Source organism: Bacillus sp. J14TS2 (assembly GCF_018333015.1).
Lineage (GTDB): Bacteria > Bacillota > Bacilli > Bacillales > Bacillaceae_C > Lederbergia.
The window spans coordinates 17,628-40,608 of record NZ_BORE01000025.1 but is presented as its reverse complement, the minus strand read 5'-3'; the positions used below and the strand labels follow the sequence as shown (position 1 = coordinate 40,608).

At 38.8% G+C, this 22,981-nt stretch carries 26 protein-coding genes and 1 riboswitch; of the genes, 16 read left to right on the top strand and 10 right to left on the bottom strand.

Translation table 11 applies throughout. The annotated features are described in order from the left end of the window. Nucleotides 1–89: 89 nt before the first annotated feature. Nucleotides 90–1,088, bottom strand: a complete 999-nt coding sequence (locus KI375_RS25240) for an inorganic phosphate transporter (RefSeq protein WP_212976142.1) — start codon at nt 1,086–1,088, stop codon at nt 90–92. Nucleotides 1,089–1,104: 16 nt separating this feature from the next. Then, complete coding sequence (locus KI375_RS25235) at nt 1,105–1,722, bottom strand: DUF47 domain-containing protein (RefSeq protein WP_212976141.1); 618 nt, start codon at nt 1,720–1,722, stop codon at nt 1,105–1,107. 191 nt (nt 1,723–1,913) lie between these two features. Between KI375_RS25235 and KI375_RS25230 the strand changes: the two genes are divergently transcribed. After that, on the top strand, nt 1,914–2,093 hold the full coding sequence (locus KI375_RS25230) for a twin-arginine translocase TatA/TatE family subunit (RefSeq protein WP_280528685.1): 180 nt from the start codon (nt 1,914–1,916) through the stop codon (nt 2,091–2,093). Nucleotides 2,094–2,433: 340 nt separating this feature from the next. On the opposite strand, the gene KI375_RS27605 is transcribed toward KI375_RS25230, so the two are convergent. Further along, nucleotides 2,434–2,724 (bottom strand): hypothetical protein, encoded by a 291-nt coding sequence (locus tag KI375_RS27605; protein ID WP_207450569.1) that lies wholly within the window; start codon nt 2,722–2,724, stop codon nt 2,434–2,436. 163 nt (nt 2,725–2,887) lie between these two features. Here KI375_RS27605 and KI375_RS25225 point away from each other — a divergent pair, with 163 nt between their 5' ends. Both KI375_RS25225 and KI375_RS25220 read left to right on the top strand, forming a co-directional pair. Further along, entirely contained in the window at nt 2,888–3,055 is a 168-nt protein-coding gene (locus KI375_RS25225) for a hypothetical protein (RefSeq protein WP_212976139.1), read from the top strand. Beyond that, entirely contained in the window at nt 3,048–3,200 is a 153-nt protein-coding gene (locus KI375_RS25220; RefSeq protein ID WP_212976138.1) for a hypothetical protein, read from the top strand. The genes KI375_RS25225 and KI375_RS25220 overlap by 8 nt, the downstream gene beginning before the upstream one ends. 406 nt (nt 3,201–3,606) lie before the next feature. Here the strand turns inward: KI375_RS25220 and KI375_RS25215 are convergent, their stop codons facing one another. Continuing rightward, entirely contained in the window at nt 3,607–4,176 is a 570-nt protein-coding gene (locus KI375_RS25215) for a beta-class carbonic anhydrase (protein WP_212976137.1), read from the bottom strand. 158 nt (nt 4,177–4,334) lie between these two features. Beyond that, nucleotides 4,335–4,382: riboswitch (PreQ1 riboswitch) on the top strand. A 127-nt stretch (nt 4,383–4,509) separates the two neighbouring features. On the opposite strand from KI375_RS25215, the gene queF reads away from it, so the two are divergent. From queF to KI375_RS25195, 4 genes are all read left to right on the top strand, one after another. Continuing rightward, nucleotides 4,510–5,007: a preQ(1) synthase gene (gene queF / locus KI375_RS25210; protein ID WP_207450564.1), complete on the top strand. Its 498-nt coding sequence runs from the start codon at nt 4,510–4,512 to the stop codon at nt 5,005–5,007. 10 nt (nt 5,008–5,017) lie between these two features. Then, entirely contained in the window at nt 5,018–5,665 is a 648-nt protein-coding gene (locus KI375_RS25205) for a queuosine precursor transporter (RefSeq protein ID WP_212976136.1), read from the top strand. Between the two features lie 342 nt (nt 5,666–6,007). Further along, entirely contained in the window at nt 6,008–6,538 is a 531-nt protein-coding gene (locus tag KI375_RS25200; protein WP_212976135.1) for an NfeD family protein, read from the top strand. Between the two features lie 14 nt (nt 6,539–6,552). Further along, complete coding sequence (locus KI375_RS25195; RefSeq protein ID WP_212976134.1) at nt 6,553–8,118, top strand: flotillin lipid rafts scaffold protein FloT; 1,566 nt, start codon at nt 6,553–6,555, stop codon at nt 8,116–8,118. Nucleotides 8,119–8,204: 86 nt separating this feature from the next. Here the strand turns inward: KI375_RS25195 and mreBH are convergent, their stop codons facing one another. The 4 genes from mreBH to KI375_RS25175 all read right to left on the bottom strand — a co-directional run bounded on the left by mreBH (nt 8,205) and on the right by KI375_RS25175 (nt 12,368). Next, entirely contained in the window at nt 8,205–9,212 is a 1,008-nt protein-coding gene (mreBH, locus tag KI375_RS25190) for a rod-share determining protein MreBH (RefSeq protein ID WP_212976133.1), read from the bottom strand. 635 nt (nt 9,213–9,847) lie between these two features. Further along, on the bottom strand, nt 9,848–10,363 hold the full coding sequence (locus KI375_RS25185) for an acyl-CoA thioesterase (protein ID WP_212976132.1): 516 nt from the start codon (nt 10,361–10,363) through the stop codon (nt 9,848–9,850). Nucleotides 10,364–10,410: 47 nt separating this feature from the next. After that, nucleotides 10,411–11,643 (bottom strand): aminopeptidase, encoded by a 1,233-nt coding sequence (locus KI375_RS25180; protein ID WP_212976131.1) that lies wholly within the window; start codon nt 11,641–11,643, stop codon nt 10,411–10,413. A 275-nt stretch (nt 11,644–11,918) separates the two neighbouring features. Further along, complete coding sequence (locus tag KI375_RS25175; protein ID WP_207450556.1) at nt 11,919–12,368, bottom strand: RrF2 family transcriptional regulator; 450 nt, start codon at nt 12,366–12,368, stop codon at nt 11,919–11,921. Between the two features lie 194 nt (nt 12,369–12,562). Here KI375_RS25175 and hmpA point away from each other — a divergent pair, with 194 nt between their 5' ends. The 4 genes from hmpA to motB all read left to right on the top strand — a co-directional run bounded on the left by hmpA (nt 12,563) and on the right by motB (nt 16,400). Continuing rightward, a complete protein-coding gene (gene hmpA / locus KI375_RS25170) occupies nt 12,563–13,783 on the top strand; it encodes an NO-inducible flavohemoprotein (RefSeq protein WP_212976130.1) in 1,221 nt (406 codons plus the stop codon). A 320-nt stretch (nt 13,784–14,103) separates the two neighbouring features. After that, nucleotides 14,104–14,481, top strand: a complete 378-nt coding sequence (locus KI375_RS25165) for a DnaJ family domain-containing protein (protein ID WP_207450553.1) — start codon at nt 14,104–14,106, stop codon at nt 14,479–14,481. Between the two features lie 346 nt (nt 14,482–14,827). Continuing rightward, the gene (motA, locus tag KI375_RS25160) at nt 14,828–15,622 is read left to right on the top strand and encodes a flagellar motor stator protein MotA (protein WP_212976129.1); all 795 of its coding nucleotides are present in this window, start codon (nt 14,828–14,830) and stop codon (nt 15,620–15,622) included. Next, entirely contained in the window at nt 15,615–16,400 is a 786-nt protein-coding gene (gene motB, locus KI375_RS25155; protein WP_212976128.1) for a flagellar motor protein MotB, read from the top strand. The genes motA and motB overlap by 8 nt, the downstream gene beginning before the upstream one ends. A gap of 87 nt (nt 16,401–16,487) precedes the next feature. On the opposite strand, the gene KI375_RS25150 is transcribed toward motB, so the two are convergent. After that, on the bottom strand, nt 16,488–16,940 hold the full coding sequence (locus tag KI375_RS25150; RefSeq protein WP_212976127.1) for a flavodoxin domain-containing protein: 453 nt from the start codon (nt 16,938–16,940) through the stop codon (nt 16,488–16,490). 200 nt (nt 16,941–17,140) lie between these two features. Between KI375_RS25150 and KI375_RS25145 the strand changes: the two genes are divergently transcribed. From KI375_RS25145 to KI375_RS25135, 3 genes are all read left to right on the top strand, one after another. Further along, nucleotides 17,141–17,653, top strand: coding sequence for a type 1 glutamine amidotransferase domain-containing protein (locus KI375_RS25145; RefSeq protein ID WP_212976126.1), 513 nt, complete (start codon nt 17,141–17,143; stop codon nt 17,651–17,653). Between the two features lie 268 nt (nt 17,654–17,921). Further along, nucleotides 17,922–18,491, top strand: a complete 570-nt coding sequence (locus KI375_RS25140; RefSeq protein ID WP_212976125.1) for a glycerol-3-phosphate acyltransferase — start codon at nt 17,922–17,924, stop codon at nt 18,489–18,491. 37 nt (nt 18,492–18,528) lie between these two features. Further along, nucleotides 18,529–20,121 (top strand): GNAT family N-acetyltransferase, encoded by a 1,593-nt coding sequence (locus KI375_RS25135; protein ID WP_212976124.1) that lies wholly within the window; start codon nt 18,529–18,531, stop codon nt 20,119–20,121. A 408-nt stretch (nt 20,122–20,529) separates the two neighbouring features. Here KI375_RS25135 and KI375_RS25130 read toward each other — a convergent pair whose 3' ends face one another. Continuing rightward, entirely contained in the window at nt 20,530–20,751 is a 222-nt protein-coding gene (locus KI375_RS25130; RefSeq protein WP_212976123.1) for a DUF1128 domain-containing protein, read from the bottom strand. Between the two features lie 188 nt (nt 20,752–20,939). On the opposite strand from KI375_RS25130, the gene KI375_RS25125 reads away from it, so the two are divergent. Further along, nucleotides 20,940–21,788 (top strand): YihY/virulence factor BrkB family protein, encoded by an 849-nt coding sequence (locus tag KI375_RS25125; RefSeq protein ID WP_212976122.1) that lies wholly within the window; start codon nt 20,940–20,942, stop codon nt 21,786–21,788. Nucleotides 21,789–21,900: 112 nt separating this feature from the next. After that, on the top strand, nt 21,901–22,956 hold the full coding sequence (gene cax, locus KI375_RS25120) for a calcium/proton exchanger (protein ID WP_212976121.1): 1,056 nt from the start codon (nt 21,901–21,903) through the stop codon (nt 22,954–22,956). Nucleotides 22,957–22,981: the final 25 nt, after the last annotated feature.

Below are 22,981 nucleotides of genomic sequence, written 5' to 3'. Positions count from 1 at the left end.
AGCCCCTTCAGTAAACCAACTTTTTAAAACTTACTATTTTCCGGGAAATTTACTTTGAATCGTTTTTACATTTGCAAGGAAAAATACCATTAAAGAAAGAGATTAAGAATGAAAAAACAGATGGCTGCAAGGATAGCTGAGATTGGTAGTGTGATCAGCCATGTAATGAGCATTGTTTTAGCGGTTCCCCATTTTACTCCTTTCAATCGGTGTGAAGCACCGACTCCTAAAATGGAAGAAGAAATTACATGGGTTGTACTGACTGGTAGACCAATAGCGGTTGCACCAAAAATAACGGAAGCCCCTGTTAGATCAGCAGCAACTCCACTGACTGGGCGGATTTTCATAATTTTCCCACCAACGGTTTTGATGATTTTCCATCCACCTAATGCAGTCCCCATAGCCATTGCGAAAGCACAAATAAGTTGTACCCATAATTGAACATCATCTGATTGTTGATAATTGTTGACAATTAAAGCCATCGTAATAATCCCCATTGCTTTTTGAGCATCGTTTGTTCCATGAGAGTATGCTTGCAAAGCAGCTGTCGCAATCTGTACTCTCCTGAAGTTTTTGTTTGTTTTCGTCAAATTGCTGTTTTTAAAAATTACTTTGACTATACTATAAACAATAAAACCAACGGCAAAGGCGAGAAGAGGGGACAAAATCAACGCTTTTATAATATTTAGAAACCCACTATAATTTAACGAGTGAAAGCCAGAGGAGGCAATGGCGGCACCTGCAATGGCGCCAATCAACGCATGAGAGGAACTGCTTGGGATTCCATAATACCAAGTGACTAAGTTCCAAATGATTGCAGCTAATAGAGCGGCAAGGATGATGGTTGTCCCATTTTCTAATGTAAAAGGATCGATAATATCCTTTGTAATCGTTTTGGCCACTCCTGTAAATGTCATAGCACCAACGAAGTTCATGACAGAGGCTAATAGTATGGCATGTCTTGGTTGCAAGGCTTTCGTTGAAACCGAAGTGGCGATCGCATTAGCTGTATCGTGAAAACCGTTAATAAAGTCGAACACGACTGCAAAAAAGACAATTAATAGCGTTACGATTAGGAATGTATTCATGTTATATATTTACTCCTTAGGCATTTTTCATAATAATAGCTTCGAAAATATTAGCGACATTCTCACAACAGTCTGCTACTTCCTCCAGCTCCTCATAAATTTCTTTATACTGAATTACTCGGATTGGGTCTTTTTCAGTCTGCATTAAATGTTGAATAGACTCACGTAATATCGCATCACATTGAGATTCATATGCTTTAATATTTATCGCATGTTTTCTAATTAGAGGAAGGGTTTTTGGGGATAATACCCCAATGGCTTCTTCAATTTCTATGACGCATTTTTTGATAGCATCCACAAATTGATGCATATAAGGATCCGCTGTAGTCACAGAATACATATCGAATAAGGCTGCTGTTTGCTCTAGACTATCTAGCACATCATCCATATTCATAGCAAGCGCTAAAATATCTTCTCTTTCAATGGGGGTAATGAAGACATTATTTAAATCTAAGATAACCTGATGAACGAGTGAATCTCCTTTACTTTCATAATCCTTCATTTTTTCGGAGAAGATTTTCAGATCTTCTAGATTGGTTAGCTTATAATCCATGAAATAATTCATGCTTTCCGTTAGGTTAGCCGAGATATTGGCTAAATGAATAAAAAATGGATCCTCTTTTTTCTTAAACATTTTTTATTTTCTCCCCTTTATAATCAATCAAGCTATATTATAATAGCGTAATTTGACAATATACGACATAATCTTAACGAAACATTTACATAAAATTTACATTAGGATTGTTTGTGTCGACTTATTCGGGCTCTTACTTTTAAATTTGTCCGGAAAGGAGTATGATATAAATAAAAAAGGAGATGCTTTTTGTGAGACCAGGAATCGGTAGTCTTGTTATTATTCTTATTGTTGCTCTACTTATTTTCGGCCCCCGTAAATTACCTGAACTAGGAAAGGCACTGGGTAGCACCTTGAAAGAATTTAAAAAAGCAACCCAAGGTTTATCTAATGATGATGAAACCGAAAAGAAAGACAATAATCAATCCTGAAATAGAGCAATTAGTAATAGGACTTGATTAAAGGAGTTTTTTGTGGTATACTGATTTTTACTTATCGAATGGACTTGAAAATATTTAAATAGATGAAATAAATGATTTGGCGTTCTTACTATGTTTTTGTAAAGACTTATTCACACTGGATCGGCTTCGGAGCCGTAAGGATGTATGAGAGGTAGGGCTTACGTCGTTTAGGTTTAAGAAAGAATACAACCGCGGCAATTTATCTTAAGAAAAATAACAAGTTATCAAATATATTCGTGAAGTATTAAAAAAGTCATCATTATAAATGATGACTTTTTCCATTTGTAAAACCTATTTCATGGAGGATACCTTAGCTCTGGGCCTTTTTGTTTTTTCTATTTTTAAATGCTATCCATGATGTTTTGAGAGAGGAATACGTACCTACAGCTGCTGCACTATAAAAGCCACCCATAAAAAATCCCGCCCAAAGGTTATGTCTATGACTATAAAAAATGGAAATAGAGAACCCAAGCAGTGACGCAATGGTTGGAAAATATTGGCGGGGAATTGGAAAAAACTTAAAGCATTGTGTAATCAGTACGATTAACGGTACAGCGATAACCCCATCCCAAAAATTTGTATGTATGACTGGAAACTCCATACTATCACCTTCAACTTTATATAATGATGTTTATTATTTCCCAAAGTTTGAAATTTCTTCAGCTTTTTATCAATGAATAGTTGGAAAATAGTGGTGCTATTAAGGAAATAGACGATAGGGAAGAGTAAGGGACGAGAGGCACACATATTTAGGAGGATGCTCAATGGTGAAAAGAAAAGCAACAAGAAATGCTGTAGAAAAATATGCGAAAACACCTACTAAAAATATCGAAGAGTCCGATTTTACTGCTGAATTTGCGACTGAAGAAGACCCGAGTAAAGGAGCAAATCGTAACTCGAAGTACGGAAAGAAGGGAAGAGCAGATGAATAAGAAAAAAGCTCGGAAAACGAATGAGGAATTTGGCTCGGAGTTCGGTGATATCAATGCTGCGAAATACTATGAAATACCTGAAACCACTGATAAATCTAAGAAAAAGAAACAAGATAAAAGCAAGAAAGAGCAGGATTGTCCGTGAATATAATAGCTTTTCTGGAGCCTGATTTATCATAATCTGAAGGCAAGGCTGGGACATAACTAAAACGCTAACCTTCAATTCCGAACAATGGGTTGCCTTAGCGGATGTAGACTCCAGCGGGTGGTCGGCTAATGACGATCACGTCCTGTTGTGACCAACGCCGACTGTCAGTGCCGACGTACGAATGAGAATCAGAGGCTAAGTTCACGTCGTTCTGACGGCAGGCTCAAAGCACAATGTTCTAGTACATCCTTATACCCCGCAATGCCTTCGTGACCTACATCCTGTAGGCCTGGGGAAGCTTACAGCCGCCAGCGGAAAGAGAAGTAAGTTTCCGGGCGGCGTATAGCACCTAGTAGTTCGGTTTGTTTTTACACTTTTGTCTCAGCCTTGTCTTCTCTTTTTGTTATTTAGTATGTTCATACCCATCCACAACGACATCCAATTTTCCAGTTTCTGGGTCAATCACAAGTCCATGAATGGGAACATCTTTGACCATCAGAGGATGATTACGGATCATATCCACACTATGTGTGACACTTTCTTCAACACTGTCAAACCCTTGTAGCCACTGATTTAAATCAATTCCCGAATGTGTAACAATATCAAGTGTTTCTTGAGTAATTCCACGTTCTTTCATATCATGAATCATTTTCTTGGAATCTAGAGCACTCATGCCACAATCGTGGTGGCCGATGACACAAACTTCTTCCGCCTGTAATTCATAGACAGCAACGAGTAGACTTCTCATAATACTTCCAAAAGGATGTGTCAAAATCGCTCCAGCATTTTTAACGACTTTTGCATCCCCATTTTTCATATTCATTGCTTTATGAAGCAATTCAATAAGTCGCGTATCCATGCAAGTAAAGATTACCATTTTCTTATCTGGAAACTTTGTGGTAGAAAAGTTTTCATATAGTTTTTCCTCTGTAAATTGTTGATTGTATTCGAGTATTTCTGATAGTAATGTCAATTTTCTTCACCCTTTCTATCACTATTTTATAGAAGTTTATTTGAAAAAAAAAGTATAAACGATTTTGAAAAAATTTTTAGCAACTTTATTCTAGAAAATTGGTATTGACGAAAAGCAAGAGAAGGCGGTAAGATAGGGAAGGAATTAAATAGCCCTGATTGGGAGAGGTTCATAGCGATTAACCCTCTATAAAAAACTATGGATGAATCGAAATTCAAGCCATATCCGTCGCGATATGGCTTTTTTTGAGCCATGTGATGGAACTCAGGACGTCAGGCCACGACTGTTTATCCATACGGCGGCTTGCATTTTTCATAAAAAGGAGGCTTTTTTATGGCTGGAAGAGATGAAGAAACATTACAGGATTTATCGTTATTAGGGAATCAAAAAACAAAGTACCTGGACCAATACTCACCAGAAGTATTAGAACCGATCGATAATTTACATTCAGGAAGAGATTATTTTGTCAAGTTCAACTGTCCAGAATTTACATCACTATGTCCGAAAACGGGACAACCTGACTTTGCAACGATTTATATTAGCTACATTCCTGATAAGAAGATTGTCGAAAGTAAATCGCTGAAACTCTATTTATTTAGTTTTCGTAATCATGGTGATTTTCACGAGGATTGTGTTAATACGATTATGGACGATTTAATTAAAGTATTAGCTCCACGTTATGTGGAAGTATGGGGGAAATTTACTCCACGTGGTGGATTATCCATTGATCCATATTGTAACTTTGGTAAACCAGGGACAAAATATGAGCAAATGGCCGAGCACCGTCTAATGAATCATGATATGTACCCTGAAAAAGTGGATAATCGTTAGGGGGAGCACGATGCTTTTATATTTGAATGGCGCCTATGTTGGATTATTGATCTTATCCAATATTTTGGCGGTAAAATTATTTAGTCTCGGTAGTTGGGCTGTTCTGCCAGCTGCTGTGATTATTTATGTTTTTACCTATCCTATCACAGACACGATTACAGAAGTGTACGGAAAGGAAGCAGCACGAAAAACGGTTATGGCTGGACTCTTTACACAAATTGCCGCTGTGATTTTTATCTATATTACAATAAAATTACCAGCGGCTCCCTATTATGAGCATCAACCCGAGTTTGCGACGATTTTCTCCGCAAGTTTTCGTGTGACCATTGCGAGTTTGCTATCCTTTTTAGTCAGTCAAAATTTGGATGTTACGATTTTCCATCGTTTAAAGCAACGGCATGGCAAAGGGAAGCTATGGATTCGCAATAATGTTTCCACAATGGTGGGGCAACTAGCAGATACGATCATTTTCGTAACGATTGCCTTTTTTGGTACCATGCCATTTCTAGCTTTGCTTGGCCTAATTGCGACCCAGTATGTCTTTAAGTTTTTTGTCGCGATTCTTGATACACCATTTGTATATTTAGGCGTTAAAGTGTGTAGAGGGATTGAACGAAGAAGCCAACATAAAAGTGAACCCCATCTTATTCAAGAGTAATACAAAAAAGAACGGTGGTTGGGACATAAATAAAATGTTAATCACCAAAGACAAACAATGTATTATGCGCCATATTTGCTCGTTTTTTTCTTTGGTGAAAACATTATTGTCTCAGCCTCATGATAACGATTCTATGTAGCCTCATGTCTCTTATCTATACATAAAATGTTTATTTATTCATATCATTAGAGGGGGGCATCTAGAAAAAGAAAATTTTTTTTAAAAAAAGATTAAATTTTGAAACCAATTTACTTACTTACCCGTATAACTTAGTACATAATAGATAGATAGGTGGTGTATTCGTAAGTTAACATCTAAAGCAATATGAAAAGAGTGATGACGATGACAGTATTTGGTTATCCGATTGAAACGATTTATCTTATTTTGCTTGTTGCTTCTGGAGTCTTAACGCTTTTATATTTGTTTTTTGGCGATATCTTTGATGGTGCCGATGAGGTCATTCCCTTTTTAAATCCTGTTCTGATCTTAGCGTTTATTACCTTTTTTTCAGCAGGAGGGTTTATTCTTGAAAAAGCGACCTCATTAAATTCTTATATGATTATCGTAATTGCTGCCTTTATATCGCTGTTATTGGACGTACTTCTCAATGTGTTTGTGTTAGTCCCTATGAAATCAGCTGAACAATCATTAAGCTACACGGAAAAGTCGCTGGAAGGTCGAGTTGGAAAAATCATCGTCTCGATTCCGACTGAAGGCTTTGGAGAAGTAGTGATTGAAAGCTATAGTGGGATGATCTCTAAGCCTGCAGCAAGCTATGAAAGTACCAACATAGCAGAAGGAGCGGAAGTGTTAGTAATTGAAGTAAAAAATGGTGTATTATATGTAGTCCCTTATCAACCAAGCTTTAAATAAAAGGAGGAAAATGCATGCCAGCAGATCTAAATATAGGAATTTGGGTTGTTATAGCGATTGTGGTATTTATTTTAATTGCCCTACTTGGAATCTTTATTACAAAATATCGTACTGCAGGACCAGATGAAGCACTAATCGTAACTGGAAGTTATTTAGGTGGAAAAAATGTACACACAGATGAATCAGGAAATAAAATTAAAATTATCCGTGGTGGGGGTACATTCGTATTACCTGTGTTCCAACAAGCGGAACCATTAAGTTTACTATCTAGTAAGCTAGAGGTAACGACCCCCGAAGTATACACTGAACAAGGTGTTCCAGTTATGGCCGATGGAACAGCAATTATTAAAATTGGTGGATCGATTGGTGAGATTGCAACAGCAGCAGAACAATTTCTTGGCAAATCAAAAGAAGATCGAGAAAATGAAGCCAAAGAAGTGTTGGAAGGGCATCTGCGCTCTATTCTTGGCTCCATGACAGTTGAAGAAATTTACAAAAATCGTGATAAGTTTTCTCAAGAAGTACAACGAGTAGCTTCTCAAGATCTAGCGAAAATGGGACTTGTGATCGTATCGTTTACTATTAAAGAAGTTCGTGATAAAAATGGCTATCTCGAATCTCTAGGGAAACCGCGGATTGCGCAAGTGAAACGTGATGCAGATATCGCAACAGCGGAAGCCGATAAAGAAACACGAATTAAACGTGCGGAAGCAACAAAAGATGCAAAACGTTCAGAGTTAGAGCGAGCAACTGAAATCGCCGAAGCCGAGAAAGTAAATCAGATGAAAATGGCGGAATATCGTCGTGATCAAGATAAAGCACGAGCCAGTGCGGACCAAGCATATGATCTTGAAACGGCTCGCTCCAAGCAAGAAGTAACCGAACAAGAAATGCAGATTAAAATTATTGAACGTCAAAAGCAAATTGAACTGGAAGAAAAAGAAATTCTACGTCGTGAGCGTCAATACGATTCCGAGGTTAAAAAGAAAGCCGATGCGGATCGTTATGCGGTTGAACAGGCTGCTAATGCTGAAAAGCTGAAGCAAATGACCGAAGCGGATGCCCATCAATATCGTGTTGAAGCTACTGCCAAGGCAGATGCTGAACGCGTGCGCTTGGATGGTCAAGCGAAAGCAGATGCTCAAAGAGCACAAGGGGAATCTGAAGCAGAGGTTATTCGCCTTAAAGGTGTTGCTGAAGCGGAAGCTAAACGTAAAGTGGCTGAAGCGTTCGATCAATTTGGTCAGGCAGCCATTCTCGATATGGTCTTGAAGATGCTTCCTGAATATGCCAAAGAAGTATCGGCACCACTTAGCAATATTGATAAGATCACTGTTGTGGATACTGGTTCCAATGGCGAAAACAGCGGTGCCAATAAGGTGACAGGCTATGCGACAAATCTTATGTCAACAATGCAAGAATCTTTAAAAGCATCCGCAGGGATTGATGTAAAAGAACTATTAACAAACCTGTCTGGTAAAGGGAATGTTCGTGAGAGTATCGATGGACTAACCCAAGAAATGCGTGAAAGCAATCAAAGTGATGAAAATAAAGATGTCAATAACGAAGAAGAAAAATAAAACTCTTGGGAGGATGTCCTCCCAAGAGTTTTTTGACTAGATCAGAACTGGAAATTTCACTCTTATGCTAGTAATCTAAGTCTCTATTATTTTCGAGCAGGTGTTAATTTATGAATGAATTTCAGGGCCTGTCCGGTACCAATGGCCACAGACTCCAATGGATGTGGAGCAAGATGGACAGGGACGATAATTTCTTTCCCAAGCCACTCTTGAATCCCGTTTAATAAGGCGCCTCCACCAGTTAAAATAATCCCTCTCTCGACAATATCACCACTTAGTTCCGCAGGCGATTCTTCTAATGTTGCACGTATCGCCTCTAAAATATTTAACAATGATTCTTTTAAAGCTGCTTGAATTTCGTAGGAACTAAGATTGACTGTTTTTGGAAGGCCAGTGACTAAATCTCTTCCGCGGATATCCATGTTTTTTTCCTCATGTTCAACCAATGCATAGCCAATTTCCATTTTGATTGTTTCTGCTGAAAATTCACCGATTAATAAATTGTACTTTTTCCGAATATGTTGGATGATACTCTCATCAAATAGATCTCCACCAACGCGAATCGTATGGCAAGTCACAACACCACCGTAAGAAATAATCGCTACTTCGGTTGTGCCACCACCTATATCAACAATGACATTGGCAATCGGCTCCTCTACTGGAAGACCTGCGCCAATCGCTGCTGCTACTGGTTCTTCAATTAAATGGACATTTTTAGCACCACAAGATCGAACTGCATCTTGAATCGCTCTCCGTTCAACAGAGGTGGCTCCTGATGGAGTACAAACAACGACATCCGGTTTTCTTAATGAAAAACCAAGTGATTTTCCAGCCTTTTTAATAATGGCTTTTAACAATTGACTTGTAATATCAAAATCAGCAATCACTCCATCTTGTAATGGTCTGACAGCTACAATATTTCCTGGTGTTTTTCCAATCATACTTTTTGCTTCTGTTCCAACCGCTAATACTTGTTTGGTTTGTGTATTGATGGCTACAACAGAAGGTTCATTTAAAACAATCCCTTTATCTTTTGTATAAACAAGGACATTCGCTGTCCCAAGATCAATTCCAATTTCTGCATTCCCAAACATATTCATTCATCCTTTATCCATTAAATTTGTATATGCTTTTTCAGTTGTTTATAAAGGTTCACCAAATATAGTATAAAGAATAATTTCCCGAAAAACAGGTGGGAGAAATTGGAAGAATTTGTTATGTTACAAAGGAAGAAGAAAGAAACCTAGAGAATACAAGCAAAAGCAGAGATATGCTTGTTTCCTTGTTAAGAAAATTTAACGCGTCTGTAAAAATGTTACAAAAAAGGAAGCTCTTTAATAACAAAGCTTCCTTCTTTAGTCGGGCTTATTTGGTAACGAAGTGATAGAAACTCCTACTTGTTGAAGTTTTTTTATAGAGGATGTTCAAAAAGTCCGGTAAAAATGACACTTCGAGATAAAGGATCTTCGACTAAGTACCGACACGTCCTGTGTCGAACGTCGAAGTCACCACCTCCTGTGGAAGCTCGTTGGCTTGTTTCTTCGCTCCTCGGAAAAGAATACCACTTTTCCCTCGTGCGATGCAGACTCTGGGAAGCTTTCCTTGTGCTCATGTATCAGGGGCCGCCTCAAACTTTCGACGTCCAGGATGTACTAGTGTCGGTGTTGCTGACAGGACGTCAGCGTAGTCGCCGACTTGGTCCTTTTTATCCTCCTTTTTGAACACGCACTTATATGAAATTGTTCGAGAAAAAGGTGACTAAATCTTTACTCTCTTGCTTTCTGGACTTCCGGTGAGCCGCCCTGCGACTTGCTGTTTGATGAAGCCATTTTTCTTCGTCTGTTTCTGGATAAACTTCGGGAGTTGCGGTAGGTTTTCCATCTGCTCCTAATGCGACAAAGGTTAGAAATGACAGAGCGGCAACCGATTTTTCCCCGGTAAGTAATTGTTCCGCAATTACCTTTACAAATACCTCCATTGAGCTATAACCCGTCCATGTGACAATTGCTTCTAAGGTCACAGAATCCCCAATTTTAATCGGTTTAATAAAGTCAACTGAATCCGTTGAAGCCGTTACAACAGGCCTTCTCGCTAACTTAATTGCTGCGATAGAAGCGACATCATCGATATAAGCCATTAATTTGCCCCCAAATAAAGTTCCAAGATGATTGGCGTCAGGTGGGAAGACGTGGCTCGTTTTAATTGTCAATGTTTCTTTCATCGGCTTTTTCTTAGCTTGTTCCATTTATTCTACAACTCCCATTCTGAAAGCTTCTCAGAAGCCAGTTATTACTAAAATGCCCATTCCCCATTACGGAATACAGGTTCAACTTTCCCGTCTGTTGTAATGCCATCTATGTCCATTTCAGCGGAGCCTACCATAAAGTCGACATGTGTAATACTGGAATTTAGGCCGTTTTCTGCCAGTTCTTCTTGGGACATTTCTTTCCCACCTTCGATACAAAAGGCGTACGCACTCCCGATGGCTAAATGGTTGGAGGCATTTTCATCAAATAGAGTATTGTAGAATAAGATGTTCGCTTGAGAAATGGGAGAACTGTGTGGGACAAGGGCTACTTCTCCAAGATAGTGAGAACCTTCATCGGTTTCGACTAATTGTTTTAAAATATCTGCACCTTCTTTTGCTTTTGTCTCGATAATCCGTCCATTTTCAAAAGTGACAGTAAACTCATCAATAATATTTCCGGCAAAGCTTAGCGGTTTTGTGCTAGAAATATAACCGTTCACACCTTCTTTTTGTGGGACTGTAAAAACTTCTTCTGTCGGCATATTGGCCATAAATTCGTGCCCGCTTTGATTCAAGCTGCCAGCACCAGCCCAAAGATGCTTTTCAGGCAATTCAATCGTTAAATCTGTTCCAGGTGCTTTATAATGTAGTTTCTTATAATGCTTCTGATTGAGATAGTCAACTTTTTCATGCAATGTTTCATCATGCTTTTTCCATACCGTAACAGGATCTACTGTATCTACTCGTGTCGCTTTAAAAATCGCTTCCCAAAGCAGTTGAACCTGCTCCTCTGAAGCGGAATCAGAGAAGACTTTTGCTGCCCAATCTTTGGAAGGAGCGGCAATTACAGTCCAACTGACTTTATCTGATTGAATATATTGGCGGTACTTCTCCATTGCTTTCCCTGCAGCCTTTTGGAAATTGGCAATTCTTGAGGAATCGACCCCTTTTAAAAGATCTGGGCTAGAGGAGACCACGGACATAAAAGCTGCCCCTTTTTCTGCAAGTTCTTCAACCTCTTTAGCCCGCCACATTGGATATTCTTGGAAAGCTTCGTCAGGAGCTAAATCATATTTCAATCTGGAAATTGTATCATCACTCCAGTTTACAATGACGTTTTTCGCACCTGTTTCATAAGCCTTTTTAACAACAAGACGAATAAATTCTGCCGTCTCAATTGCTGCATTGATTACAAGTGTTTGTCCTTTTTGAACATTCACTCCTACCTGGACAGCTAATGCTGCGTATTTCTCTAGGTTTTCTTGAAAATTTGGCATAATTATTCTCCTTTATAATATGTAGTCTATCTCTATTATACTTTAGCAATGAAAGAAAATATATCCAACTCATGTTAGCAGCTTACATTAGGATTTGAGTACTAAAATACCTGCACTCGAAAGAAAAACATTAAACTGGTCACATAGCAAGCTCCATAGAGTTTGGAATCTTTAAGAACACGTAAAAGCGATCGCATAGAACGACCTATAGAACCCTAAATGAAAAGAAAACAACAAAATTAGTCACATAGGATTTGTGGTGGGAGCTCTTTTTATTAAGATTTGGGCTGGTTGATTCCAAGCAGGGTACGATAGCGATCCGGTTGCACAACAATATCTGCTAAAGTATATTCATCCAACACTTGCAAATATGCCAGCAAAGCTTTGTTTAGTGCATGTTTCAAACCACAGATCGGCGAGATTGCACAAGAATGATTGCCTTTTTCAAAACAAGGAACTAGTTTAAAATCGTCTTCTGTTTTTCGAACAAGTGCCCCGATATTAATGTCTTCGGGAGGAAGAGCCAATTTAATCCCGCCTCCACGTCCTCGAATGGTTGTGATAATCCCTAGCTTTCCAAGTTCATGAATGACTTTCATTAAATGGTTTTTTGATATATCGTAAGCCTCTGCAATTTCAGAGATTGTAGAAAGTTGATCTTGTTCTTTAGCCGTTATATAAATTAACACGCGTAAGGCATAGTCTGTATAATTCGTTAATCTCATAATCATCACCTATCACGTATTATACAGTGATTCAGCTTCTAGGTAAAAGCGAGAGGGTCCCTTTGTTCATTATTGAACATTTCAAGACGGTTTTGTGACAGTTCTTTTAAACATGTATTTAAAATATTGCTTTAAAAAATAGATTATTATACAGTAAACATATATTTAAAATACATGTTAAAAGGGGTATTCAAATGACACTTTCACAAAAAACGATCGATATTGTTAAATCAACGGCTCCTGTATTGGAAACGCAAGGGGTGAACATTACCTCGGTATTCTATAAAAACATGTTCACCCATCATCCAGAACTATTAAATATATTTAATCATGCGAACCAATCTCAAGGCCGTCAACAGACGGCATTAGCTAATATGGTCTATGCAGCAGCAAAGAATATTGATCAACTTGAAATGATTCTACCCGCTGTTCAACAGGTTGCTTTTAAGCATAGAAGCTTGGGAGTGAAACCTGAACATTATCCAATTGTCGGAAAACATCTATTATTAGCGATTAAAGAAGTGCTTGGCGAAGCAGCTACAGATGAAGTGATCGAGGCATGGGGAGAAGCCTATGGTGTTATTGCACAAGCTTTCATTGGATTAGAGGAAGAGCTATATGAAGAAGCTGAAAAGCAATCAGGAGGGTGGAAGGATTTTAAGTCCTTCAAGGTAATCGATAAAGTCCAAGAGAGTGAAGTGATCACATCATTTTATCTTCAGCCAATTGATGAAAAACCTGTCCCAACCTATAAACCAGGACAATATATTACAGTTCGAGTTCAAATACCCGGAGAGAAATACACGCTAAATCGCCAATACAGTCTTTCAAGTGCCCCAAGTAAAAAATATTTCAGAATTTCCGTTAAAAAGGAAAAGGACTTTGAGCCGAATGGAAAGGTATCGAATTATCTCCATGATCATGTTGTGGTAGGAGATCAAGTTGAAGTCAGTGCACCAGCAGGTGATTTTCATTTAGTGGAAGAAGAAACAGCACCCATTGCACTCATAAGTGGAGGAGTTGGCCTTACACCAATGATGAGCATGCTTGATACTTTAGTACAAACCAATACAGTCCGAATGGTCACATTTATTCACTCAGCGAGAACTGAAGAAGTTCATGCATTTGCCAAAGAAGCCGCAAATCTTGTCGAACAATTGAATAATGGTGCTTATTATTATGGGTATGAAAAACCGATCGATCAAAATGGAGATCATCATTTCACGGGTTATATAACGGAAGAGTTTTTGCAAGATAAAATAGCCGAGAATACAGTTTGTTACGTGTGTGGGCCAGTTCCATTTTTAAAAAATGTCGTCAACATGCTTGCACATTTAGGAATACCTAAAGGAAATATACGTTTTGAATTTTTTGGTCCTGCAATGCAAATTACGAAAGAAACAACGCCCGCTTAAAAATATGCAGAGGCTGTCCAATAAGTCTTCAACAACGAAAGAAATGAATGAATTTTCCTCCTTCTTTGTTTGTGAATGAACACTAAGAAAATCGTCAAAAACGGTGACACACCTGCAGGAATACCATCAGCTGAAGACCCCGGTGAGCGAGGAGGCTGAAGCGATGCCTGCGGTAAGGGAGCCTTTTTGGCGATTTTCGATCTTTAAGAACGCTTCTTTTTGAGTAATGCTCTTTTTAAAAAATCGCCATAATCTGTCTTTCGTTTTGATGAAGTGAAAGGGTATACTTAGAGTAAAGAATCGGTAGGGAGGCGTGGAAAATGGATCGTTTTGAACGAATGACAGAGGAAAAAATTCGTAAGGCTTACGAAGAAGGAGCATTTGACCATTTACCTGGGGCTGGCAAACCATTGCCACCTGATTCATTGCAGGGGATTCCAGATGATCTGAAAATGGCCTATCGAATGATGAAAAACGCTGGCTTTTCCCCTGATGAAATGAATGTTAAGAAAGAGATCATGTCAATAGAGGATTTAATTCGTCATTCCGAAGACAAGATGGAAAAAGATGAGTTAAAAAAGGAGCTAAATCAGAAGTTAGCGGAGTACAATCGCCTTATGTCGAAAAAGCGGATGAAAACCAATTCAAGTGTGTTCAGAAAATATCAAGATCAAATAGAAGATAAATTTTTAAGATAATCCATAGACATAAAGTGAAACTTCATTCAGTGGGGGTTTTTTCATCCCCTACTGAGTGTTTAAGGATCAAAGGCTAAATTCGCAACATCCTGTTGGCAGACTCAAACGCGACGTCCTGTCGCTTCGTCTGCACTAGTACATCCTATACGTTGCAACGCCTTTGTGACCTGCGTCGTGCCGGCCTGAACCAATCGGGGATTTACTGCAATTCTCGTTCTCACCTCGAATTCTTGAAGTGGGGGTCTTACTGCCAGTTAATTCGGGATAAAATGGAAAAAAGATTCAATAATGTAAAATGTTGTCGATATATACAGTAAGACATTTATGAAAGTTTAGGGTGAAACAGATGGATAAGACAACACTTATTGGTTTGATAATGGGAATTCTCGCTGTTGGAGTTGGGATGGTTATGAAAGGTGTTAGCCTAGCGGCCCTGCTCAATCCAGCAGCCATTTTAATTATCATTGTAGGCACGGCGGCGAGTGTGGTGATCGCATTCCCTACTTCCGAAATTAAACGAGTGCCAAAATTAATAGCGGTTATTTTTAAGGAAAAGAAAGACTACCAACCAAAGGATGTCATTATGGAATTCTCTGAACTTGCTCAATTAGCAAGAAAAGAAGGACTCCTAGCGTTGGAAGCGAAGCTTGATGATGTTAAGGATCCCTTTATGAGAAGCGGATTAAATTTAGCTGTGGACGGACAAAATGCGGATTACATAAGAGATGTCTTGAACGAAGAAATTGATGCAATGGAAGAAAGACATCAATCAGGCGCGCAAATTTTCTCTCAAGCTGGTACATATGCCCCGACTCTAGGCGTACTTGGAGCGGTGATTGGATTGATTGCCGCATTGGGGAATATGGACAATACGGAGGAATTGGGAAGAGCGATTTCAGCCGCATTTATTGCGACGATGCTGGGGATTTTCACAGGCTATGTACTATGGCATCCATTTGCAAACAAGTTAAAAAGAAAATCTCAAGAAGAAATTCGTTTAAAGGGTATGATGGTTGAGGGAATTTTATCGATTCTTGAGGGAGAAGCTCCACGTATTATTGAACAAAAATTGTCCTCTTATCTTCCTGCTTCTGAACGGCGAGAAATATTAGAGGAAAGCGGTGAGATGCAAAATGTCTAGACGTAGACGGAAAAAAAGGGAAGAAGAGCAAGAGGTAAATGAATCTTGGCTTTTACCGTATTCCGATTTAATGACATTGCTTTTGGCACTCTTTATCGTTTTGTTCTCGACAAGTAGTGTGGATGCACAGAAATTCCAACAAATGTCCCAAGTATTTAATGGCATTTTTCTTGGTGGGACGGGACCAATTGACTATCAAAACCCAGTTGAAAATGATGACCATAGTAAAGATGGCACGGATGCAGGAGCGGCATCCGAACAGGAAATAGAGCAACAAAAGCAAGAGCCCATTCTCGATTTAGAGGAGCAAAAAGAGTTAGAACAAATTCAAGCAAGAATCAATTCATACATTAAAGAAAATGAGTTTAATAATAAGTTTGCTACCTCGTTAACAGGGGAAGGTTTGTTACTGACAATTCGAGATAATGTTTTGTTTGAGTCTGGAAAGGCTGAAGTGCGAGAGAAAGATAAAACGACTGCAAGAGAGTTGGCAAAGTTTTTAGAAATGGATCCACCACGTAATATAATTATTAGTGGTCATACGGACAATATTCCCATTCGCAATGCGAACTTCGAGTCGAATTGGGAGCTAAGCGTGATGCGGGCAATTAATTTTATGAAGATTCTCTTGGATGATAAAGAGCTCGATCCTAGATGGTTTAGTGCTAAAGGCTTTGGCGAGTTTCAACCAGTGGGAGATAATGGTACGGATGTTGGGAGAGCCCAAAATAGACGAGTTGAAGTACTTATTCTACCTAGAACGAAATCAGAGGAATAAAGATAATTTCTAACAGATTAGAAATTGGCTAGTAATATAAAAGCATCGTGTGACGGTTATTCAATTTAACCCATACGATGCTTTTTTTTATTTTAAAAGAGAGTGACTAAAATGCTGGGCAAATTGTTTAGCAGAGACAAGATCTGTATCCTCAGGAAATAGGTCAATAAGGAAATTTGGAAGAATCACATTAGCTCCTAATTCGGATAATTTCTGTGAAAAGAGTGTGAGCGCTGCTCCAAAGGTGTTCGTATAATAGGAATCACCAGATCCAAAAACAGCGGCTGCTTTACCAGTTAAATTTTCACCATCGAGTTCCTCATAAAAATCCATAAATTCATCTGGAACTACCCCGCCGTCCCAAGTATAGGTTCCAATTAAAATACCGTCATATGCTTGTAATTCAGCAGGGGTGGCATCAAATGAATCTTTAACCGTGAAATCAATTTCATTATTCTGTTTTAACTCCTCGATGATCACCTCAGCGATTGCTTCGGTGCTCCCTGTTGAGCTAGTATATATCAATATAACCTTTTTCATAAACTTCACTCTTTCTAAGAAAGTAGAACGCAAAATCAAAAGACGGATCGAGAAATGATGTTTGTATTCCTTTCTATTTATTTTAGCAGATCTGCGCCTTTTAAATCATGACAAACAGGTGAAAAAGAAGGATACGTTTGAATCTAGTTGATTCGGGAATGATACAAGTGAAGTTATCTTTTCTGAAGGAGTTGGTAGAAATGGGAAAGAAAATAGCAACAGTGATAACGAATATGTTTGAGGACTCGGAATATACAAAGCCGGCTGACGCTTTTAAAGAAGCTGGACATGAAGTGATAACAATTGAAAAGGAAGCAGGTAAAACAGTAGACGGTAAAAACAAACAAGCAGAAGTAACAATCGATAAAGGGATTGATGAAGTAAACCCAGACGACTTTGATGCTTTATTTATACCTGGAGGCTTTTCACCTGATCAGCTAAGAGCAGATGAACGTTTTGTTACATTTGCGAAAGCCTTTATGGATGATAAAAAGCCTGTATTTGCGATCTGCCATGGGCCACAGCTATTAATTACAGCGAAATCGCTTGATGGACGTGGCGCAACAGGGTATGTGTCAATCAAGGTGGATCTTGAGAATGCCGGTGTTCACTTCCAGGATAAAGAGGTTGTGGTTTGTTCAGACCAACTCGTAACAAGCCGTACACCAGACGATATTCCTGCATTCGTCCGTGAATCACTAAAATTACTGTAAGCTTGACGATGATAGAAAGATGCGAGGCCTTTTTTGGCTCTCGCATCTTTTTTTTCGTGAGAAACTCGCAGGCGGCATGGCTAGGCTGCACGTCCAAGCAGCGGAAATCAAGGGTGGATTTGATCGCAAGCGTTGTTATATATTAAATAGGCTGTTTTTTGGCAAAAACAAATTATGAATTTCAACCGGACATGTGAAAAATCTAAATCTTATGATAGGATCGACTGGAATTTCGTGGTATGATGAAAAAAAAGAACGGACTCTGCTTATGAATGAATTATTATTATTTGTATTTGCCTACTTATTAGGGAATGTCTTAACGGGACAAATTATCGCGAAATTCTTTTACGGAAAAAAACTTCATATAGAGGGAAGCGGGAACGTTGGAGCGAGAAATGCTGGCAGGGTTTTTGGGAAAACTGCATTTGTGCTGACTTTTCTTGGAGATGCCGGAAAAGGGGGAATCGTGATACTCGTGAGTCGCTATTTTGACTTTTCCCCAAGTGTTCAGCTTGCGGCCTTATTGTTTGTTGTGGGAGGTCATATTTTTCCGATTCTATTCCGTTTCAATGGAGGGAAAGGAGCGTCCACCTTTATTGGCGGATTTCTAACCTTTCATCCGCTCTTATTCATTTTGTTTATTTGTGTATTTCTTGGCTTTTATTTTTGGCTGAAAAGCTTTACAATGGCAGGTATGGTAGCAGTTGGATCGTATCCGATCGTCATGCTATTGGTTCCATATCCAATAGTAGAGGTCGCATGGAGTGCTTGTATCTCTGTACTTGTGTTATTTGCCCACCGGCAGACGATAAAAGAACATCTGCAAAAAAAGAGATAAATAGAGGAAAAATTTTGGTAGAAGGGGACAATCGTTAATGAGCCTGTTCTTTAAAATAGCTGATCATCCAGCAGAATTTGTACAAATAGAAAAATTAAATTATCAAACATTTGTAGAAGAAATTCCACAACATGGGGAAAATGCTACACAGCAATTGCGTGATCGATTCCACAATGAAAACACTTATATCATTGCTTTAAAAAAGGATCAAGTGATTGGGATGATTTGTGTAAGACATAAGCGTCCTTTTTCACTAGATCAAAAAATAGGAGAGGTGGAAGAGCATCTTCCAGTGCAGGCTGAGAATCTTTGTGAAATCAGGCTTCTAGCCGTAGATCCCGACCATCGAAATGGAAGGGTGTTCGTTGGATTAACGCAGTCGCTTATTCGTTATTGTTTGAAAATGGGTTATGATGCGGCAATTATTTCTGGGACCACTAGACAACAGAAACTATATAAGCATTTAGGCTTTCAACCTTTCGCTCATTTAATTGGGGATGCAAAGGCAGCTTTTCAGCCAATGTATTTAACAAAAGCTATTTTTGAAGCATCAGATATTGGGAAAATTTTAAAAGAGCCGGTCAATTTCATGCCCGGGCCTGCTACGATTGCGGATGAAGTACAGTTGGCATTCACAAGCAGCCCGTATTCACACCGCTCAAAAGAATTTGATCACATACTTACTCATGTCCAAAAACAGCTGACCACATTGACAAATGCCAACTTTGTCCAGGTGTTGCATGGGACAGGAACGTTAGCAAATGATGTGGTTGCGGGACAGTTGTCTTTGTTGAATGGAAAAGGTTTGATTTTAAACAATGGGGAATTTGGTAAAAGACTTATGGACCATGCGAAGCGATGGCAATTAGACTTTGATCAGTATCAAGTAGAATGGGGAGAGCCATTTCCGTTTGATCAGGTCTCCCAACTCGTTCATGAGAACCAATACGAATGGGTATGGGCCGTCCATTGTGAAACATCTACAGGAGTATTAAACAGTCTTGAGCGTTTAAAGGAAATCAGCCAGAAGCATAACGTAAAGCTTTGTTTGGATTGCGTTAGTTCGTTGGGGGCTGTTCCACTCAATTTAGAGGGAGTCACTTTTGCTTCAGGAGTAAGCGGGAAAACATTAGGAAGTTATACAGGCTTATCATTTGTGTTTCATCAAGAAGAAGTTGAGTCAAGCTTTTGTCTGCCGCGTTATTTAGATCTAGGTTCCTATGTGGCAGCAAATGGGGTTCCTTATACACAATCATCAAATCTCGTCGAGGCTCTAGCGCAAGCATTGAAAAAATATGAGCAGCCAAACGAGGTATATGATCGAATAAAGTATCGGTATGAGAAAATTAGAAAAGCAATTGAAGATATGGGTGGGAGTGTATTAGCTCCTTGGGAACATGCTGCCCCTCTAATTATGACGATTGCATTCTCAAAAGAGGAGGAAGCAAGAACGATCGGAGACAATCTCTTTTTAAACGGCTACCAGCTTCATTATGAAAGTACCTATTTACAAAAGAGGAACTGGCTCCAAATTTCCTGTATGAATCAGATATCTGAAAAAGATATGAACAAGCTGCTTACTATTTTTTCAAGATACAAGGACAATTACGCATCTGAAGTAAGCAATTAATGATAGAGGCTGAGATAAAGTGTTTTCACCTAAGAAAAAACGAACTAGTATAGTACGTATCTTTGCTCTAGTAATATACTTTGCTAATGGTAATGCATTGTTCGTTTTAGAAGCTTAGCATTTTAGTTATACTCCAGTCTCTTCATTAAAAAAAGAAGACTTTGTTTCTGGTTTTAGGAAATTGTAAAATTCTTGGTTTGTGGGGAACTAGCTTATGTGGCGGTCGACATCCAGCTCCAGCGCCTAGCCCCTCGAGGTCAAATAACCCTGAACCTATGAAGGGAAAAAGCCCCTTCCTAGGTTCAGGAACATTTGCTTGTCGGAGGCCAACAGGATGTTGGTCAGAAAGGTGTTGCGCCAGGACGGCGCGAATTTAGCCTTTCTTCCTAGTTCAAGGCGCTTTTGTTCTTATTTCCGTAGTCTGCCTAATTCTTCGGCTAATGCTTGCATTTCTCCTGGACTGAAATTGTTTTTTCTTAAAACCATTTCATAAATGTCTCTCAATTCTTCAAATGTTGCCATGTCCATATCTGTATATTGGATGGCACTGGCATTAACCATTTTAATTTTTGTTGCAATTTGATTGACCATATATTCAATGTTTTCTGGTGTGTTTTGTGATAAATCCATTCGATTTCATTCCTTCCCCCGATGTACCATCGTTCATATTTTTTCACTTCTTTTAAAAATTGTCAAATATCAGAAATCCTATTTAGGGACTAAAATGCCCTATTACAAAGTAATAAGGAGGAAAAGGATGTTTCGTTTGTCTTGAAAAAGGTAAAATAACAGCAATGGATAGAATGGAGGTGAATGGAATGCGACGGAGAAAAATTAAAATGCGCAAAGATTCCCAAAGATTTATAAAATTTATCAAACGATTAATAGTGAAAATTATGGATAATGATGTAACTGGGATGGCTGCACAACTGGCATACTTCTTTTTGTTATCTTTATTCCCTTTATTAATTTTTGTGGCAACCCTGTTGCCTTATACACCATTGAGTCAGGATGATCTGTTTAATATGATCAAGGGCTTTGCACCCGAAGAGACGTTTAATATGATTCGTAGTACGCTGAATGAAGTGATGGATAATCGAAGTGGCGGTCTTTTATCGATCGGGATTATTGGGACGATCTGGTCTGCCTCCAATGGAATGAATGGTCTTATGCGTTCTTTAAATCGTGCTTATAATGTGGAAGAGGGAAGACCGTTTATTTTAGCTAGAGGTTTGGCTGTTATATTGACATTGGCAATGATTTTTGTATTTTTGCTTGCGTTATTGGTCCCCGTTTTTGGCAAACAATTAGGAGTGTTTGTGTTTTCTAGCCTCGGCTTTTCGAACGAATTTCTAGAGATTTGGGGCATTATTCGTTGGACCTTAACCCCGATTATTTTATTCCTTGTCTTTTTCATTATTTATTTACTCGCACCAAGTACAAAGGTGAAATTCAAGACAGCAGCACCAGGGGCGCTATTCGCTAGCCTTGGTTGGATTATTGTTTCCTTCGGTTTTTCCTACTATGTATCTGAATTTGGAAACTACACATCTACATATGGAAGCCTAGGAGCGATTATTGTTTTGATGTTATGGTTCTATCTTTCCGCAATCATTATTATGGTTGGGGGAGAACTGAACTCTTTAATAGCAGAGGATGATCACTAAACACAAGCCCCCATCGCAATAGAGAAGCTTTTCAGTATCGTGAACTGAAATAAACGGATAGATATGGACATAATAAGAGAACAAAATTTTTTCATTGAGAGGATTTGGCATCATGAATAAAATATTTCTTATTATGTTGATTATTGGTATACCTTTATCCGTCATTGGAGCGTTGCTTCATTTTCCAACGGTCTTTATGTTCATTATTTATTGTTTAACCATCATTGCTCTTGCTAGTTTTATGGGGAGAGCAACTGAGAGCTTAACGCTTGTGGTAGGACCGAGAGTCGGCGGGTTATTGAATGCAACGTTTGGGAATGCCGTTGAATTAATCATTTCGATCTTTTCATTAAAAGCAGGCCTAATAGGAGTAGTCCTTGCATCTTTAACAGGTTCAGTGATTGGAAATTTGCTACTTGTTGGCGGTCTATCCTTTTTTATTGGTGGACTGAAATTCAAAGTGCAGAAATTCAATGTGTTTGATGCGAGACATAACTCAGGTTTATTAATGTTTGCTGTCATCGTAGCCTTTGTGATACCTGAAATATTTAGTAGCAGTTTAACTGAAGCCAAAACGATGACTTTAAGTGTCGGGATTGCGATCATCTTGATACTGTTATACATCGCTGCTTTATTATTTAAGCTTGTCACCCATCGCGGTGTCTATCATACGAAGGAAGCGGAAGACAACATCGAGTCGGAAGAACCAGAATGGAGTAAAGGAAAAGCGATCCTGATTTTAGCTTTGGCTACTCTTGTTGTAGCGTATATTTCTGAAAAGCTTGTCCATACTTTTGAAACAGTAGGAGAGCAATTTGGCTGGACGGAACTTTTTATTGGGGTTATTATTGTGGCAATTGTTGGAAATGCAGCTGAACATGCTTCTGCTGTTTTAATGGCTTTTAAAAATAAAATGGATGTCGCCGTTGAAATTGCGGTTGGTTCCACATTGCAAGTTGCCATGTTTGTTGCACCAATTTTGGTATTGATTTCGTTGTTTTTCTCCGAAACCATGCCACTTGTTTTTACCATTCCAGAGATTGTGGCCATGGTGACAGCTGTTCTTCTTAATATTGTATTATCCAATGACGGAGAATCCAATTGGTTCGAAGGGGCAACCCTTGTTGCCGCCTATTTAATCATGGCTTTAGGTTTTTATTTATTATAATCATGGATAAATGAAAGACTTTCTG

What these genes read in the sequence shown, in the direction of transcription:
- KI375_RS25140 (WP_212976125.1), top strand. Translation starts at nt 17,922, where the DNA reads ATGAATGAATTATTATTATTTGTATTTGCCTACTTATTAGGGAATGTC.
- queF (WP_207450564.1), top strand. Translation starts at nt 4,510, where the DNA reads ATGGCTGGAAGAGATGAAGAAACATTACAGGATTTATCGTTATTAGGG.
- KI375_RS25175 (WP_207450556.1), bottom strand. Translation starts at nt 12,368, where the DNA reads ATGAGATTAACGAATTATACAGACTATGCCTTACGCGTGTTAATTTAT.
- KI375_RS25145 (WP_212976126.1), top strand. Translation starts at nt 17,141, where the DNA reads ATGGGAAAGAAAATAGCAACAGTGATAACGAATATGTTTGAGGACTCG.
- motA (WP_212976129.1), top strand. Translation starts at nt 14,828, where the DNA reads ATGGATAAGACAACACTTATTGGTTTGATAATGGGAATTCTCGCTGTT.
- KI375_RS25150 (WP_212976127.1), bottom strand. Translation starts at nt 16,940, where the DNA reads ATGAAAAAGGTTATATTGATATATACTAGCTCAACAGGGAGCACCGAA.
- KI375_RS25240 (WP_212976142.1), bottom strand. Translation starts at nt 1,088, where the DNA reads ATGAATACATTCCTAATCGTAACGCTATTAATTGTCTTTTTTGCAGTC.
- KI375_RS25130 (WP_212976123.1), bottom strand. Translation starts at nt 20,751, where the DNA reads ATGGATTTATCACAAAACACACCAGAAAACATTGAATATATGGTCAAT.
- cax (WP_212976121.1), top strand. Translation starts at nt 21,901, where the DNA reads ATGAATAAAATATTTCTTATTATGTTGATTATTGGTATACCTTTATCC.
- KI375_RS25235 (WP_212976141.1), bottom strand. Translation starts at nt 1,722, where the DNA reads ATGTTTAAGAAAAAAGAGGATCCATTTTTTATTCATTTAGCCAATATC.
- KI375_RS25195 (WP_212976134.1), top strand. Translation starts at nt 6,553, where the DNA reads ATGCCAGCAGATCTAAATATAGGAATTTGGGTTGTTATAGCGATTGTG.
- KI375_RS25185 (WP_212976132.1), bottom strand. Translation starts at nt 10,363, where the DNA reads ATGGAACAAGCTAAGAAAAAGCCGATGAAAGAAACATTGACAATTAAA.
- KI375_RS25165 (WP_207450553.1), top strand. Translation starts at nt 14,104, where the DNA reads ATGGATCGTTTTGAACGAATGACAGAGGAAAAAATTCGTAAGGCTTAC.
- KI375_RS25180 (WP_212976131.1), bottom strand. Translation starts at nt 11,643, where the DNA reads ATGCCAAATTTTCAAGAAAACCTAGAGAAATACGCAGCATTAGCTGTC.
- KI375_RS27605 (WP_207450569.1), bottom strand. Translation starts at nt 2,724, where the DNA reads ATGGAGTTTCCAGTCATACATACAAATTTTTGGGATGGGGTTATCGCT.
- KI375_RS25205 (WP_212976136.1), top strand. Translation starts at nt 5,018, where the DNA reads ATGCTTTTATATTTGAATGGCGCCTATGTTGGATTATTGATCTTATCC.
- KI375_RS25135 (WP_212976124.1), top strand. Translation starts at nt 18,529, where the DNA reads ATGAGCCTGTTCTTTAAAATAGCTGATCATCCAGCAGAATTTGTACAA.
- mreBH (WP_212976133.1), bottom strand. Translation starts at nt 9,212, where the DNA reads ATGTTTGGGAATGCAGAAATTGGAATTGATCTTGGGACAGCGAATGTC.
- KI375_RS25225 (WP_212976139.1), top strand. Translation starts at nt 2,888, where the DNA reads ATGGTGAAAAGAAAAGCAACAAGAAATGCTGTAGAAAAATATGCGAAA.
- motB (WP_212976128.1), top strand. Translation starts at nt 15,615, where the DNA reads ATGTCTAGACGTAGACGGAAAAAAAGGGAAGAAGAGCAAGAGGTAAAT.
- KI375_RS25200 (WP_212976135.1), top strand. Translation starts at nt 6,008, where the DNA reads ATGACAGTATTTGGTTATCCGATTGAAACGATTTATCTTATTTTGCTT.
- KI375_RS25220 (WP_212976138.1), top strand. Translation starts at nt 3,048, where the DNA reads ATGAATAAGAAAAAAGCTCGGAAAACGAATGAGGAATTTGGCTCGGAG.
- hmpA (WP_212976130.1), top strand. Translation starts at nt 12,563, where the DNA reads ATGACACTTTCACAAAAAACGATCGATATTGTTAAATCAACGGCTCCT.
- KI375_RS25125 (WP_212976122.1), top strand. Translation starts at nt 20,940, where the DNA reads ATGCGACGGAGAAAAATTAAAATGCGCAAAGATTCCCAAAGATTTATA.